The sequence below is a fragment of the Teredinibacter haidensis genome (assembly GCF_014211975.1).
Taxonomy (GTDB): domain Bacteria; phylum Pseudomonadota; class Gammaproteobacteria; order Pseudomonadales; family Cellvibrionaceae; genus Teredinibacter; species Teredinibacter haidensis.
Window position 1 is genome coordinate 2,102,744 of sequence record NZ_CP060084.1, and the last position, 13,483, is coordinate 2,116,226.

A 13,483-nucleotide genomic window follows, 5' to 3' on the forward strand; every position below is an offset into this window, starting at 1 on the left:
CTTGGTATTGCAGATCTGGTTGGGTTAATAGAAACAGATCTTGTTTCTTGTTCCACCAGATGGGAGCGCTGTAAGAGTTAGGTATGGATTCAGATATCTTATTGCTGGTTAGACGTCAATCAAATATCTTCTATGGGTAGAAGCGGATGCTCAAGTGAAAAAGAAATATCAAGACCTGACGCTATCTGTCGCAGGTTTCTCAAGCGAACCCAATGACGCCTACCTCTACCAATCTAAACGAAAAGACGCCGAGTGGATGGACGCACAAGCGAGTCGATTGTAAAAAAGGAAAGCTGTTTTACAGCCATGGAATGTCCGTTGTCGAGAAAGCTTTGGGAAACATAGATACGAATAGAGGATTAAGTCACTTCTCTTTACGAAGTAAAGAGAAGTGCTAGGGCAATGGTGTCTATTCAGTTTGATACATAACACAGAACAGATTAAGAGTTACGGCGCAATAGCATAAATATGCTGATATATTCACAAAAACGCGACGGAAAATCACATAAGCGCGATTATGTTAAGGGAACCTGATTAAATGGCAGGTAACTAAAATAAAAAATATGTCCTGTGGATAATTTAGTGTGAATTCACTTTCCCTACACGATCGTTATGCCACTACACAAGGGGTTAACTATGATAATTCTACGATTTTCATGGGTCTTAATTGTTTTCTTGCTGTCATTTTCTGCGATATCGATTAGCTGTGCTGAGGATTCCAGTAGTACAACCACTCACCCTGGGAGTGCTGTAACAACCTCAGTTCTAGCTCACGCCTCGAACGTGCCCCAATTGAATTACAGAGATTTCAGTGAATTCTACAACGATTTTTCCCGTGCAGTGGATAGGAGCGATTGGGAACATCTAGCTAAACTGACCAGATTTCCTTTTATACTCGAAGGAGAGCTAGATGGTGAGGGACGAGTGGTGTTTGATAAGGGTAGTTTTATAAAATCTATAGATGAATTATTAAAGGAAGAGATTTATGTAAATCTTGATGACGATCTGGTCGTAACTACTTATCGAAAAATAATACTTAAATCGAAAAATAATGAGCAAGTAGATGGCGACGAAGCACAATTATTCGGCATTCAATTCCACAATACAGGTGATGGTTGGAGAGTTTTAAAAATTACCACTCATGTCCATATTGTAGAAAAGTATTCAGAGGAGAAATAATGCAAACGCTTAAGATGTCAGCAAAAGGGCCGGATGTGATTAAACTTCAAATTCTCTTGAACGGTTATTTGAATCCTACCATCAAAATAAAAAATAATGGCCATTTCGGGAAAAAAAACAGTGGTTGCGGTAAAAATATTTCAAAAGAAGAAAGGGTTAACTAACGATGGCATTGTTGGTTTAAAAACCTGGAGTGCGTTAAGCGGTAATGCCAAGACCCCGGTAAGTAGGCAAAATACTACAGCGCTGACAATAAATGCACCATGGCATGACATTGCTCAAGTTGAAATGGGTGTTAAGGAAATTCTTGGGGCAAATACGAATAATCAGCGTATTTTGGATTATCATGCAACTACTACACTTGGCGCGAAAATAGAATCAGTGATACGAATACAGGTAGTTCGACAGGCTATCATGTGGGATTTTATATTACGGCAAACAAGGTGGTGATATCGCTGTTGGGCGGCAACCAGGAAAACTCTGTTAAAAAATCAAATTTCATGTTGCGCTCTTACGAAGTTGTAGCTTATAGACGACCTATAATCTTAACCCTTGGTGTTCCACTAGATATTTCTTCAATGTTTTCTCGTATTGCATAATCCCAGGCTTTTTACTTGACGGTAAATTAACGACATCTACATATTGGAGATTGCTAAACCTTGTCTCCGGATATTTTGGAAGCTCTCGAACTTAGCTGTCTAGGCTATAATTTTATCGTATATCGCTCAGTAGCTGTTAATGCGGCGTTTGCCTCTCATTTTTTCCACTTCCTCTATTGATCGGGGCTACGCCAACAAGCTTGCTGATTTGATTGTTTGTCAGGGTTCCGATTTCTGGAAGGTCGGCGAGCATACTGTACGTTAAGGTGTTTCCTACGCCAGGGGCGGATAGCAATATCTCTTCTCTCTCGCTCCACTCGGACTGAGCCTCCACCCGCGCTTGTAGCTTGTTTTCAAGAGACGCCACCTCTTTATCTAGCAGCTTAATTATGCGTCGGCACGATGGATCGATAGCCTTCCCCATGATTTTAATCCGGTTGGGTTCTTGCGTGCGCTTCTACGTAACTTGTCGTCTTCGTGCAAGTAAGTCTTTGATAATAATAAAGATCTTACTTTTCTGTGGTGTGGGTTTAAGCTTCAATACAGCCGCGTATTCCGCTATCAATTGCGCGTCAATCTTGTCCGTTTTCGCCAGTTGATCGATAGCGCCTGCATATCGACGGACGGAAATAGGTTTGGCGATGACGACCGGTAGACCTCTAGCGTAACAAGCTTCAGCGAGGGCAAACTCGTACCGTCCGGTAGCCTCCATGACGACTCGTTCAACCTTATAATAGGAAAGGCGCCTGAGAATATTTTTGATGCCTGAGTCAGTATTCTCTTCTCTAAAATAGAGCCCGCGACCGCAAGAAACCAACGACTAGAAATAGCACTATTAATGCAGCGAACGTTATTGATTTTAATGTGTGCTTTAGTGGTAAATTAAATATTGAAGTGAAAGGTAAGTATAAGGGGCTAGGACTAGCTGTGCTTCCCTTCCAAAATTATCAACAAAGATAACTAAGAAGAAAAAAATATTTCCGGCGAACATCTCAGCGAAAGGTGAGAGATCACCCAAGTAGTATTGAGCCAGGGGCCAGGGGAAAGATCAAAAGCCTACTCTCCATGAACGATTCCAAGAGAGTAGGCAAGAGAAAAGGCCCAGAAAAATGGCCACACTAAAAAGCCTAAGGAAGTGCCATTCGGGTCTAGGCCCCAATTACTATCAATTAATACAACTTAATTACAAGTAACCTTTAGCTGTGGCTCACCACCTTGGGGCTGCCAAATTGGTACGGTGTTATATCCACATGCACCGCAAAAATTTTGAATAGCATCGATATTGCTTGACCACTCGCCCGCCCAGAAGATGCCGTAAACTGCACCGGAATTCGTGCATGGATCAATTGTGGTGATATTCGGTGAATCGCAAGTACCAGAATTATAGAAATCATTTGTTAATGAAATAGAACAGCCAGGGGAACCGACGGCTCGAGTGACAGAGGTTTTAGTCGCTGCAACCGATCCGTCAATAGAGCAGTAATATGTTACGTTTGCTGTTGAGCCCCCTGAAGCTACAGCGGAATAAGACCATGAACAGTCATCTGCAGAAGCGGATAAAGGCAGAGCCAAGAGTAACGCAGAGGTTAGTGCTATATTTAAATATTTCATTGTTAAGTGACACCGAGTTATTATTAATTTTAAAGAGACATCCCTAATGCTCCGCAGAATAAAGAAACTACAGTTCACCCTTGCGGTGTAACCGCTCATCCCAGAGTCGGCAAAAAAACAACAAAAGATTTTATGGGCGAACGTTTAAACAGCTTCATTCTACCAGACAAAATAAATCTATAATAAAAGGAGATACATTCAACCACCAGACTCTTTAACATAGAATTTGGAGCTAACTAAACCATTTAAAATTAAAGGTCGAGCATTTTACGACGGAGTATGATTCTACATTTTATTTTTATAAAAAAACCGGCTGCAGGCAAAACAAACAGGTCGGCATAACATTTTTCGAGAAAGCTCTAATAAAAATGATCTACGCGAACCATTATCGTGCCCTTTGGTGCCAGATTATAAATTGCTGCGCCGAGAGCGTTTATAAGCACGATAAATAGGCCCCACATTCAACAGAGTCGCCCATTAGCAAGCCGATGTCAACGGGGCAAATAAGTACTTTCGGAGTTTCCCATGAGTAATTTTTTCATAGCTGAATTTATTTACGGCAACGGTATGAATAAGCGTTACACTAAGCCGCTCGATAATGATTACAGCGGAAAGCCAGTACAAATTACAGGTTGATTCAATCGCGAACGACGGTTTGTTACCCCTAAAAGGCGACAACCCTTTAATTACTTGCATAGGGTTATCGTCCAATTTCGCCGCTAAATAACCGTTGATAACGATTGCAAAAAACCCAGACATAATTGTAATTAGAATGTAGATCTATTCCGCAACACACAGCCATGTAAGCCTCCTTCAACTTGTGGTTACAACACCAACAAAGTAATTTATTAAAGTGAGCTATGGAGGCTTGCTAGATAATTACCCACGTCATTAGTTTTTATGTGGGCTTTCGCGGTAAAACGGGATGCTTAAGTGAAAGGTAAACATCAGAGGCTGATGCTATCAGTCGCTGGTTGCAACCTCCCTGCTTCGATCAGCACGCACTTTTATTAAACTTCCTTCACGACCTACTCATAAGCTCGCTGGAAGGAAGGTGTTTCTAGCCCAAATACATTCCTTTTTAATTTCTGGATCTAATGAAAAAGCAGAGTGTGACAGCGTTGATACCCCTAAAGAAATAGCATACCCAAAATGTAGACCTATTCTTTGGGCTGTTTTAGCTAATAAACGAAGCGACTTATACAGGTTTGACTTTCCGCTAGAATTAGCGCCAGTTACCACATTTAGATTGCTGAGGGGGGTTATCAAATGGAGTAAGGACATATTTTCATAGTAAGCACCGACTCATAACGCCTCAATAAAGGACGCCGAAAGCGGAGTGTTTTTGAGCTAATGTTTGAGCGCTTGCGCGAGTGAGCACAAAAATGTGTAGCTTTTGGGTCCGCCACATAGCCTTGTTAGGCTTTTCATCTTCTTGATACCTAAGTCGGCTTTTCATCACTGGCAAGCATGTCTACGAACTTTTCAAATCGCCTCGCTCTAGTTTCGGGTTTCTTCGCACTTATTAATCCGTGTGCAATAATAGCGCGACTCGATTTAGCGAGTGTCTCGAAAAACTGTTTCGCCTTCGGTTTAGTCTCTAGAGCTAATAGGAAATCCTCAGGTACTTTCATTTCACTTATCGTATAGGCGTTCTCCCACCTGCCGTCTGCCTTCGCAGCACGAACGTGCACGAGCCCTGGCTCTTTCATTCGATCTTCGCTTATTAAACGCTCGACATGCTCAGTGTTTCTTTTAGACCACTTGCTCCGCGCTTTCCTTGGAGTGACCCGCTGGAGATAGGCTTTATCGTCGAGCGATTTCTTGACGCCATCGATCCAGCCCCAGCACAGAATCTCAATTACGACATCATCCCAAGTCACGCTCTGAATCCCAGATTTTTTCTTGAATATCTTCACCCACAGTTCACTTTCTATGGCGTGATTATCTTTGAGCCACCAGCTAAGATATTTCGGCGATGCAAAGGACATGATTTTCGCCGGATTGGATTTAGGCATAAGGTTCGATGCTCTTAGATATAACAATATTATTATGCGTGTATTGCAGTATTAATTTTTAAGTTACTCGGCAATTATTGAAATGACAATAAAAATTAAGGCAACCCAAGAAAGAATACGCATATATTGAGGGTTGTCTACTGCAGGGCCAAACTCAAAATAGCCGACTAGAGTATTAGTAAGCTTTTCTGCGCCGTTGAAAAATATGACCCACAAGAAAAATAAAATTCCTACGATGTAAAACACAATGCATTAATCCTTAAGTGCGAATACACATAACGCCTTGCTCACCCGCGAAGCAATGCTACCTCTTTAACCTTGCCATAAAACTAGACACTTATAGGCAATAATTTCCTGCATCAGCCGATTCATCATCTGAGAATGTCCTTCGCGGTCATTAATCAACCTCAAGCCCTGAGGCATTGGCGTGCCTCTAGAAAGTTTTACACCCAGCCACACATAGGTGTTTTCTCTATTCTGGTTTTTTGTGAAAGAGACACTCCTTTACCGTTTGAAATCACCATAAGAATCCCGTTTAGTTCGATGGTATCAATATCGCTGGGGGCTTCTTACATTTTAAAACCTGGGGCCGGTTGAATTAACAAGCCTAAATAGGTCTTCTGGTGAAAAATATAAATCTTCCATTTTTTCACTGTCCTTTAGTAATTTGTAGACATTTTAACGCCTCAAACACCAGTTTGGTGATGTTGGCGGTTTTTTTTGGGTGTTTTTTCAAAAAAGTGACAGCATTTACAAATCCGCGCGCTTTGACTTGTTATATTTCATTGACCAGCCCAACTTCAAGAGCAAAAGTTTCATCTTCAAATATAGCCATAGCTGTATTCATGCTCTTGAAACCTAGTTTTCTATAGAAACCTTCCTTGCCTATATTCGCATACAAGATTATTTTTTTATGGCCACTAGATAATGATACAAGTTTATTTATAATTTCTTTACCTAGCCCTGAGCCTTGAGCATCTGGATGTACCGCCACATCACAAAGGTACGAACAATCAAACCCATCCGCTAATGCTCTACCGACACCGACTAGATTAGAACCATCAAATATAAAACACTTATACATGCTATTGCTGAAAACAACTTCAAGCCTTTCGGGAGGCTTTTCACCAAGAGGAGCAATTTTATATAAATTAGATACCTGATTCCAATCTATTCCCTTTGCATCAAATTTCCAAATTAAATTCAAAACCTTCTCCTTGCGCCGAGAACATAACGTTTTGCTAAACGGCGCAGCTTGCTGAGTCCAGTGGAGGCCGTCTTTTGGCCGGAACGATGTTTAATTTGTTATAAGCGGAACCGAACTTTCTAGTGAGTACCACAATACTTTAATCAAAGGCCCTGCTTCAATATTTTGACTTAGCCCACGCAAAGATGGTTGAAACGAAGTCAAACAACCGCCAACAAATTATTTACTAAGCCAAGCTATATTGTTGTTCTTTAACAATTTGGTTTGGCTGGTATAGCTCGCACCGAGAACGAACACTCTTAACCTCAAACTATGGCGGCCAACAGACGGCCCTTTAGCTTAAAAGTGGTTCCACAAAAATTTCAGCAAAGCCCCGCACTCAATTGAAACACGTAAAAACCGTACAACCAACTACGACCGATTATAACGCCTTTGTTAGCTGCGTTTTGGTCGAAGCGTAGTTTTGCGAAGCCACCCCAAAACGAAGCGTAGACCAAAACAGGAACCTAACCCGATAACATAGTTTGGTACAACCCACGATAGGCTCACACGCTTCACCTGTTCAGCATAGTTCCTCGCCAAAGCAAACAGTTGCGCCAGTCAATTATTGTCCAGTCATCACCACATTGTCACCGGCCAACGCCAACCTCCATCTAATGGCGCGATAACTCCCCTCACTAAGCATTAAAGTCAGCTCAAGCAAGCTAAGGGCAGATTTGAAGCAATACACGCCTATTTAGGTGTTTTAGGGAGGGCAAATGAATAGGGATGGCTTCGAACGAAACAAACACCGAAAAACGAACCACCGCAGCCGCAGAACGGGGGGCGGAATTCTTTGAGAAATATGGACTTAATACGGACTTAAGTTGCAGGCACAAAAAAGCCCGCTTAAGTAGCGGGCTTCTAAGTCGTTGATTTACAACGTTTATTTGGTCGGAGTGGCCGGATTTGAACCGACGACCACCACACCCCCAGTGTGGTGCGCTACCAGGCTGCGCTACACTCCGATATTGCTTCGCGTCTTTGATGATGCGAGGCGCACATCATACGGATTGAGAGGGTTTATGCAAGATAAAATAGCAGGGTTTTTAGTAACTTTTGCGGTTAGTTAAACGATGCTGTTTTACTTGCAAGCCGAGACTGAATCAGGATTTCAGTACCGCTAATACCTCTTCCAGCTCTTTGATCATTTCCCGCACGATTTGCGTCATGTCGGCTTCTTCAGGCTTGTCGACCTCGGCTGTCATTTGCTGACGGGCGCCGCCTATGGTGAAGCCCTGATCGTAGAGCAAGGCGCGAATCTGGCGAATGGTGAGGACGTCTGCACGCTGATAGTAGCGGCGGTTTCCACGCCTTTTTACCGGTTTCAGCTGGGGAAATTCCTGCTCCCAATAGCGCAGCACATGCGGTTTTACCGCACACAACTCGCTAACTTCTCCAATGGTGAAGTATCGTTTGCCTGGGATTACGGGTAATTCGTCGTTATTACTCGGTTCCAGCATACGCTTCGACTCGTGCCTTTAGTTTCTGACCTGGGCGAAATGTTACCACTCTTCTCGCGGTGATGGGGATCTCTTCACCGGTTTTGGGGTTTCGTCCTGGTCGCTGTTTTTTGTCGCGTAAATCAAAATTTCCGAAACCGGAAAGCTTAACTTGTTCGTTGTGCTCAAGGGCGTTGCGAATTTCTTCAAAGAAGAACTCTACCAATTCTTTGGCTTCACGCTTGTTAAAACCAAGCTCTTCGTAGAGATTTTCGGCCAAATCGGCTTTGGTTAAAGATTCGTTTTCGCTGTTACCTGAGACTTGCATCAAATTTATCCTCTAGTCGCTCCACTATGGCGGCCACCGGACTGTTAACTTCGTCCTCGTTAAGAGTGCGTGAAGGATGCTGAAAGGTCAAGTTAAATGCAACACTTTTTCTTTTAGGATCAATACCTTCGCCGCTATATACGTCAAACACCTTTAAGTTCTTTAGGTGATCGCCTGCGTTCGCTTGGATTTCTTCCATTAATGCAACCGAGGTGACGTCTCTATCTACCAGGATAGCTAAATCTCGGCTGACTTCAGGGAATTTTGACAACAATTTGAACGACGGGATTGTCGCTGCAACTATCTTATCTAAATCCAGCTCGAATACGAATACATTTTGTTTTATATCCAGTGCCTTGGTTAGTTGAGGATGAAGAGCCCCCACGTAACCGGCTGATTCGCCCGCCAAGAATACTTCTGCGCACTGGCCAGGATGTAATGCAGGGTGCTTTGCCGCCTGGAAGCGGGCCGTTTGGCCGGAGAGGCTTATCAGCGACTCTAGGTCTCCTTTTATATCGTAGAAGTCCACGCCGCCTTTACTTGCGGTCCAGGTGGCATCATCACGCTCGCCGTAGATCAGGCCTGCTAAGCCTTGGGTTTGCTGTAGGCCGTTGGCTGTTGGTATAAAGCGCAACCCTTTCTCGAACAGGCGCACGCGGCTCTGCTGGCGATTAATGTTTCTACGTAGCGCGTCTACCAGCCCAGGGAGTATGGATGTACGCATGGTGCTCATGTCGGCACTGATTGGGTTGAGTAGTTCCACCGCAGCATGTTCCTGCTCACCGGCAAAAAGTTTATGGAGTTTCGGGTCGATAAAGCTATAGGTGATTGCTTCCTGGTAGCCTCTGGCGATTAGTTGTCTCGCCAGACGGTCTTCTGGTAACTGGCTTTCTTCTAGCCTGGGCAGTGCTGCCGGAATCCGCATTTTTGTGGTGGGTAGTTGGTTGTATCCGTAGATTCGCGCCAACTCTTCCAGCAGGTCGGCTTCGATGGCGATATCGAAGCGGTAGCTTGGCACTTCAAATACCCAGCTGTTGTCGATTTCGCTCTGTAGGACCAATCCGAGTCGAGTAAGAATATCGACCACTTCTTCGTCGGGGATGGCGAAACCGAGCCCCGCTTGTATGCGCGGCTTTTTCAGTGTGACGGTTCGCGCCGAGGGCAGTTCATCTGCCAGCTCTTCGCAAACGACCGGGCCGGGTGTACCACCGACGATGTCGACCAGTAGCTGGGTGGCTCGCTCTATTGCGGTTTGCGCTCCATCGTAGTCGACGCCGCGTTCAAAGCGGTGTGAAGAATCGGTGTGCAGGCCGTATGAGCGAGCTTTGCCGGCAATGGCGATGGGGTTAAAGAATGCGCTTTCGAGGAATATGTCCTGTGTTTTGTCGCTTACCGAGCTGGATTCACCACCCATAATACCGGCCATGGCCAGGGGGCCGCTGTTGTCGGCAATAATCAGTGTTTCTGCTTTTAGCTCTATTTCCTGACCGTCCAGTAAGGTAATTTTTTCACCTTGTTCTGCCATGCGAACGCGAATACCGGAATCCAGTTTGGCTAGGTCGAAGGCATGCATGGGCTGGCCCAGCTCTAGCAGCAGGTAGTTGGTTACGTCTACGACTGCATCTATAGAGCGGAGGCCGCTGCGGCGCAATCTTTCTTGCAGCCACTGAGGGCTGGGCTTGCTGATATCAATACCTTTTATTACGCGGCCCACGTAGCGCGAACAGGCACTGCCCGCCTGCAGGCTTACGGGGAAGGTATCGTCGCAAGTGCTGGCAACCGGTTTAATGTCGGGTGCGCTAACGGTAGCTTTGTTTAATACGCCCACTTCGCGAGCCAAGCCTTTCAGACTCAGGCAATCACTGCGATTGGGTGTGAGGTCGACGTCGATAATGGCATCGTCCAGGTCGAGATATTCACGAAAATCGACGCCCACTGGTGCATCGGCTGCGAGCTCCATCAGGCCGGAATCATCGGTCCCTACCTGTAGCTCTGTTTCGCCACAGAGCATGCCCATGGATTCAACACCGCGTAACTTTGCCTTTTTGATTTTGAACGCTTTACCGTCGTCCCCTGGAGGTAAGCTCGCACCGACTAATGCGAAGGGAATTTTGATTCCAACACGCGCGTTAGGCGCACCGCAGACAACTTGCTTGGTTCCCTCTGGTGAACCCGCTACCTGGCATACACGTAGCTTGTCGGCATCTGGGTGCTGTTCAACTTCGAGAATTTCTCCCACCACGACTTTGCTAAACTCACCGGCAACACTTTCTACGGCGTCGACCTCTAGGCCCGCCATGGTGAGCTGGTCAATAAGTTCTTGTGTACTAACGGTAGGATTTACCCAGGTTCTTAACCAGGATTCACTGAATTTCATTGTTTTAGGCTCTGTTGGTGCGGGATTCAACGTTCCCGCTTCGTTTTTTATCAATTTCGCAATCGCCAGGAAGTCGCCTTTGGCGGCGCTCCGGCGAGGTTTTGCTCTGCCTTAGAACTGCTTCAAGAAATCGAGATCGTTTTCGAAAAACAGCCGCAAATCATTTACGCCATAGCGCAGCATGGCCAAACGTTCTACGCCCATTCCAAAGGCAAACCCTGTGTACTTTTCTGCATCGACATTGCAGGATTCAAAGACGTTGGGATGAACCATGCCGCAGCCCATCACTTCGAGCCAACCGGTATTTTTACAGATACGACAGCCTTTACCACCACAGTTGGTGCACTGAATATCGACTTCAGCAGAAGGTTCTGTAAACGGGAAATAAGACGGGCGAAAGCGTACGGGTACGTCGGCTTCGAAGAAGGATTTTAAAAATTGATCGACGGTACCTTTCAGGTCAGCAAAGCTGATTTCAGTATCCACAACCAGCCCTTCCACCTGATGGAACATCGGGGTATGGGTTAGATCTGAATCGCAGCGGTATACGCGACCAGGGCAAATCACCTGGATCGGTGGCTCCTGGGTGAGCATGGTGCGCACTTGTACTGGCGAGGTGTGGGTACGCAGTACATGCGTTTCGTCGATATAAAAAGTATCGTGCATCGCCCTGGCCGGGTGATGGGACGGAATATTCAGGGCTTCAAAGTTGTGGAAATCGTCTTCAATTTCTGGCCCTTCTGCGATTTTGTAACCGACAGCCGTAAAAATATTCTCTATTCGCTGCAGTGTGCGAGTAACAGGGTGTAAGCCACCCAGTTCAGCTCGACGACCGGATAGGCTGACATCGATTGTTTCGGACGCTAGCTTGGCGTCGATAGCCGCGTTTTCCAAGGTCTGCTTACGCAGGTTGATTTGCTCCTGCACACTGGCTTTGGATTTGTTAATTTCTGCTCCGGCTGCGGGCCTTTCTTCTGCGGTTAATTTACCCAAGCCTTTCAGTAAGCCAGTTAACTGGCCTTTTTTACCCAGGTAATTAACACGCACGCTATCTAGCGAGGCCAGATCTTGTGCTTCGTTTACCAGGTTAACTGCTTCGTTTGTTAATTCTTTTAGGTTTTCCATATTTAAAATGCGGAGCGTTCGCTTCGCTCTCTGCTAGAGCGCCTGCTATGCAGGCTTCTGGAATACAGAACGCTATATTTATAAAGTGGGCGCCCTATTATTAAATAAAAAAAGGAAGTGCCGAAGCCCTTCCTTTCTGATTGTTTTACAAAATCACAGGTTGCCCTGTGATTTTGATCAAGCAGCGAGTGCTTCTTTTGCTTTGCTGACAATAGCGGCAAATGCTGGCTTATCGTGGATAGCCAAATCGGCTAATACGCGACGGTCCAAAGTAATATCGGCTTTCTTCAGGCCAGCAATCAGACGACTGTAGCTTACGCCTTCAACACGAGACTGGGCGTTGATACGAGTGATCCACAGAGCTCGGAAATTACGCTTTTTATTGCGACGGTCGCGATAAGCGTATTGACCAGCCTTGATAACGGCTTGTTTCGCTACGCGGAATACGCGTGAACGAGCACCATAATAACCTTTTGCTGCTTTTAAAACTTTCTTGTGGCTGCGGCGTGCCACTACTCCACGTTTTACACGTGCCATATTAATTCCTTATTCAAAAAATAGTGGGGGCCAAATTACTTGGCACGCAACATACGATCTACCGAAGTAGTATCAGCAGCAGTAACCATACTGGTACCGCGCAGCTGACGCTTACGCTTGGTAGTCATTTTGGTAAGGATGTGGCTCTTGTAAGCGCTTTTGCGTTTATAGCCACCTGCGGTTTTTTTAAACCGTTTAGCGGCACCGCTATGTACTTTAGCTTTTGGCATTGTTACTTCTCCAATATTGGGCTTTCGCCCCTGGGTTTTACTTTAGAGCCAACTAGGCAGCTAAAAAGCCTGAGGGCTCGTTTAGAGTGAATTCGAGAACTCACTCTGTTATCACTGCTTTCGCTATTGCAAAAACAGTAGATTCTTTGTCGCCGGAGCGCTTCACATACATCTAGAAGCCGCCACCGGCGACGCTTCACTCAAGAAAACGGAAGTTATTTCCGCTTTCTTGGTGCTAAAACCATTATCAGCTGTCGGCCTTCCATTTTGGGGTACTGCTCGACGGTTGCCATCTCTTCCAGATCGACTTCGATGCGTTTCATCATCTCCATACCCAGTTCCTGGTGAGCCATTTCACGACCGCGATAACGCAAGGAAACCTTAGCTTTGTCGCCGTTTTCAATAAATCGCATCAAATTACGCAATTTAACGTTGTAATCGCCCTCTTCTGTTCCAGGACGAAACTTCATTTCTTTCACTTGCTGCTGTTTTTGCTTCTTTTTGGCAGCGGCTTTCTGTTTTTTGATCTCAAAGAGATGTTTGCCATAGTCCATGATTTTGCAGACTATTGGTTCCGCATCCGGCGCTATTTCCACCAAATCCAAACTGGCGGCTTGCGCTGAGCTCAGTGCCTCAGAAATTGATACGATACCTACTTGTTGTCCATCTGCGCCGATAAGACGTACTTCTTTTGCTTCGATTTGTTCGTTAATCGTTGCTTTTTTTGAACGCCCTTTGGCATTATCACGATTATTAATGGCCGATCTCTCCTCTTCTAATTAAAAGATATC

15 protein-coding genes and 1 tRNA gene are annotated in these 13,483 nt (G+C 45.2%); 3 read left to right on the forward strand and 13 right to left on the reverse strand.

Features of this window, described 5'->3' with window-relative positions:
- The first annotated feature begins 154 nt into the window (after positions 1-154).
- The 3 genes from H5715_RS20400 to H5715_RS20215 all read left to right on the forward strand — a co-directional run bounded on the left by H5715_RS20400 (position 155) and on the right by H5715_RS20215 (position 1,629).
- Entirely contained in the window at positions 155-283 is a 129-nt protein-coding gene (locus tag H5715_RS20400) for a hypothetical protein (RefSeq protein ID WP_281388202.1), read from the forward strand.
- 509 nt (positions 284-792) lie between these two features.
- On the forward strand, positions 793-1,179 hold the full coding sequence (locus H5715_RS08365) for a hypothetical protein (RefSeq protein ID WP_139309754.1): 387 nt from the start codon (positions 793-795) through the stop codon (positions 1,177-1,179).
- Positions 1,180-1,275: 96 nt separating this feature from the next.
- On the forward strand, positions 1,276-1,629 hold the full coding sequence (locus H5715_RS20215; protein ID WP_246434742.1) for a peptidoglycan-binding domain-containing protein: 354 nt from the start codon (positions 1,276-1,278) through the stop codon (positions 1,627-1,629).
- Positions 1,630-1,914: 285 nt separating this feature from the next.
- On the opposite strand, the gene H5715_RS08375 is transcribed toward H5715_RS20215, so the two are convergent.
- The 13 genes from H5715_RS08375 to infC all read right to left on the reverse strand — a co-directional run bounded on the left by H5715_RS08375 (position 1,915) and on the right by infC (position 13,450).
- On the reverse strand, positions 1,915-2,202 hold the full coding sequence (locus H5715_RS08375) for a transposase (protein ID WP_075185136.1): 288 nt from the start codon (positions 2,200-2,202) through the stop codon (positions 1,915-1,917).
- 33 nt (positions 2,203-2,235) lie between these two features.
- The gene (locus H5715_RS08380) at positions 2,236-2,595 is read right to left on the reverse strand and encodes an IS110 family transposase (RefSeq protein ID WP_075185135.1); all 360 of its coding nucleotides are present in this window, start codon (positions 2,593-2,595) and stop codon (positions 2,236-2,238) included.
- 1,826 nt (positions 2,596-4,421) lie between these two features.
- Complete coding sequence (locus H5715_RS20530; protein ID WP_075185133.1) at positions 4,422-4,673, reverse strand: AAA family ATPase; 252 nt, start codon at positions 4,671-4,673, stop codon at positions 4,422-4,424.
- Between the two features lie 158 nt (positions 4,674-4,831).
- Positions 4,832-5,407 carry a YdeI/OmpD-associated family protein gene (locus tag H5715_RS08390; protein ID WP_075185132.1) on the reverse strand — a complete coding sequence of 192 codons (576 nt, stop codon included), beginning with the start codon at positions 5,405-5,407 and terminating at the stop codon, positions 4,832-4,834.
- 775 nt (positions 5,408-6,182) lie between these two features.
- Entirely contained in the window at positions 6,183-6,614 is a 432-nt protein-coding gene (locus H5715_RS08395; protein ID WP_075185130.1) for a GNAT family N-acetyltransferase, read from the reverse strand.
- Between the two features lie 930 nt (positions 6,615-7,544).
- Positions 7,545-7,621, reverse strand: a tRNA-Pro gene (locus H5715_RS08400).
- A gap of 138 nt (positions 7,622-7,759) precedes the next feature.
- Positions 7,760-8,116, reverse strand: a complete 357-nt coding sequence (locus H5715_RS08405) for a MerR family transcriptional regulator (RefSeq protein ID WP_075185129.1) — start codon at positions 8,114-8,116, stop codon at positions 7,760-7,762.
- The gene (ihfA, locus tag H5715_RS08410; protein WP_075185128.1) at positions 8,100-8,423 is read right to left on the reverse strand and encodes an integration host factor subunit alpha; all 324 of its coding nucleotides are present in this window, start codon (positions 8,421-8,423) and stop codon (positions 8,100-8,102) included. The genes H5715_RS08405 and ihfA overlap by 17 nt, the downstream gene beginning before the upstream one ends.
- Positions 8,407-10,800, reverse strand: a complete 2,394-nt coding sequence (pheT, locus tag H5715_RS08415; protein WP_075185351.1) for a phenylalanine--tRNA ligase subunit beta — start codon at positions 10,798-10,800, stop codon at positions 8,407-8,409. The genes ihfA and pheT overlap by 17 nt, the downstream gene beginning before the upstream one ends.
- 111 nt (positions 10,801-10,911) lie before the next feature.
- Positions 10,912-11,925, reverse strand: coding sequence for a phenylalanine--tRNA ligase subunit alpha (gene pheS, locus H5715_RS08420; RefSeq protein WP_075185127.1), 1,014 nt, complete (start codon positions 11,923-11,925; stop codon positions 10,912-10,914).
- Positions 11,926-12,102: 177 nt separating this feature from the next.
- Positions 12,103-12,462, reverse strand: a complete 360-nt coding sequence (gene rplT, locus H5715_RS08425) for a 50S ribosomal protein L20 (RefSeq protein ID WP_075185126.1) — start codon at positions 12,460-12,462, stop codon at positions 12,103-12,105.
- A gap of 35 nt (positions 12,463-12,497) precedes the next feature.
- Positions 12,498-12,692 (reverse strand): 50S ribosomal protein L35, encoded by a 195-nt coding sequence (gene rpmI / locus H5715_RS08430; RefSeq protein WP_075185125.1) that lies wholly within the window; start codon positions 12,690-12,692, stop codon positions 12,498-12,500.
- Between the two features lie 215 nt (positions 12,693-12,907).
- Positions 12,908-13,450: a translation initiation factor IF-3 gene (gene infC, locus H5715_RS08435; protein WP_075185124.1), complete on the reverse strand. Its 543-nt coding sequence runs from the start codon at positions 13,448-13,450 to the stop codon at positions 12,908-12,910.
- Between the last annotated feature and the right edge of the window lie 33 nt (positions 13,451-13,483).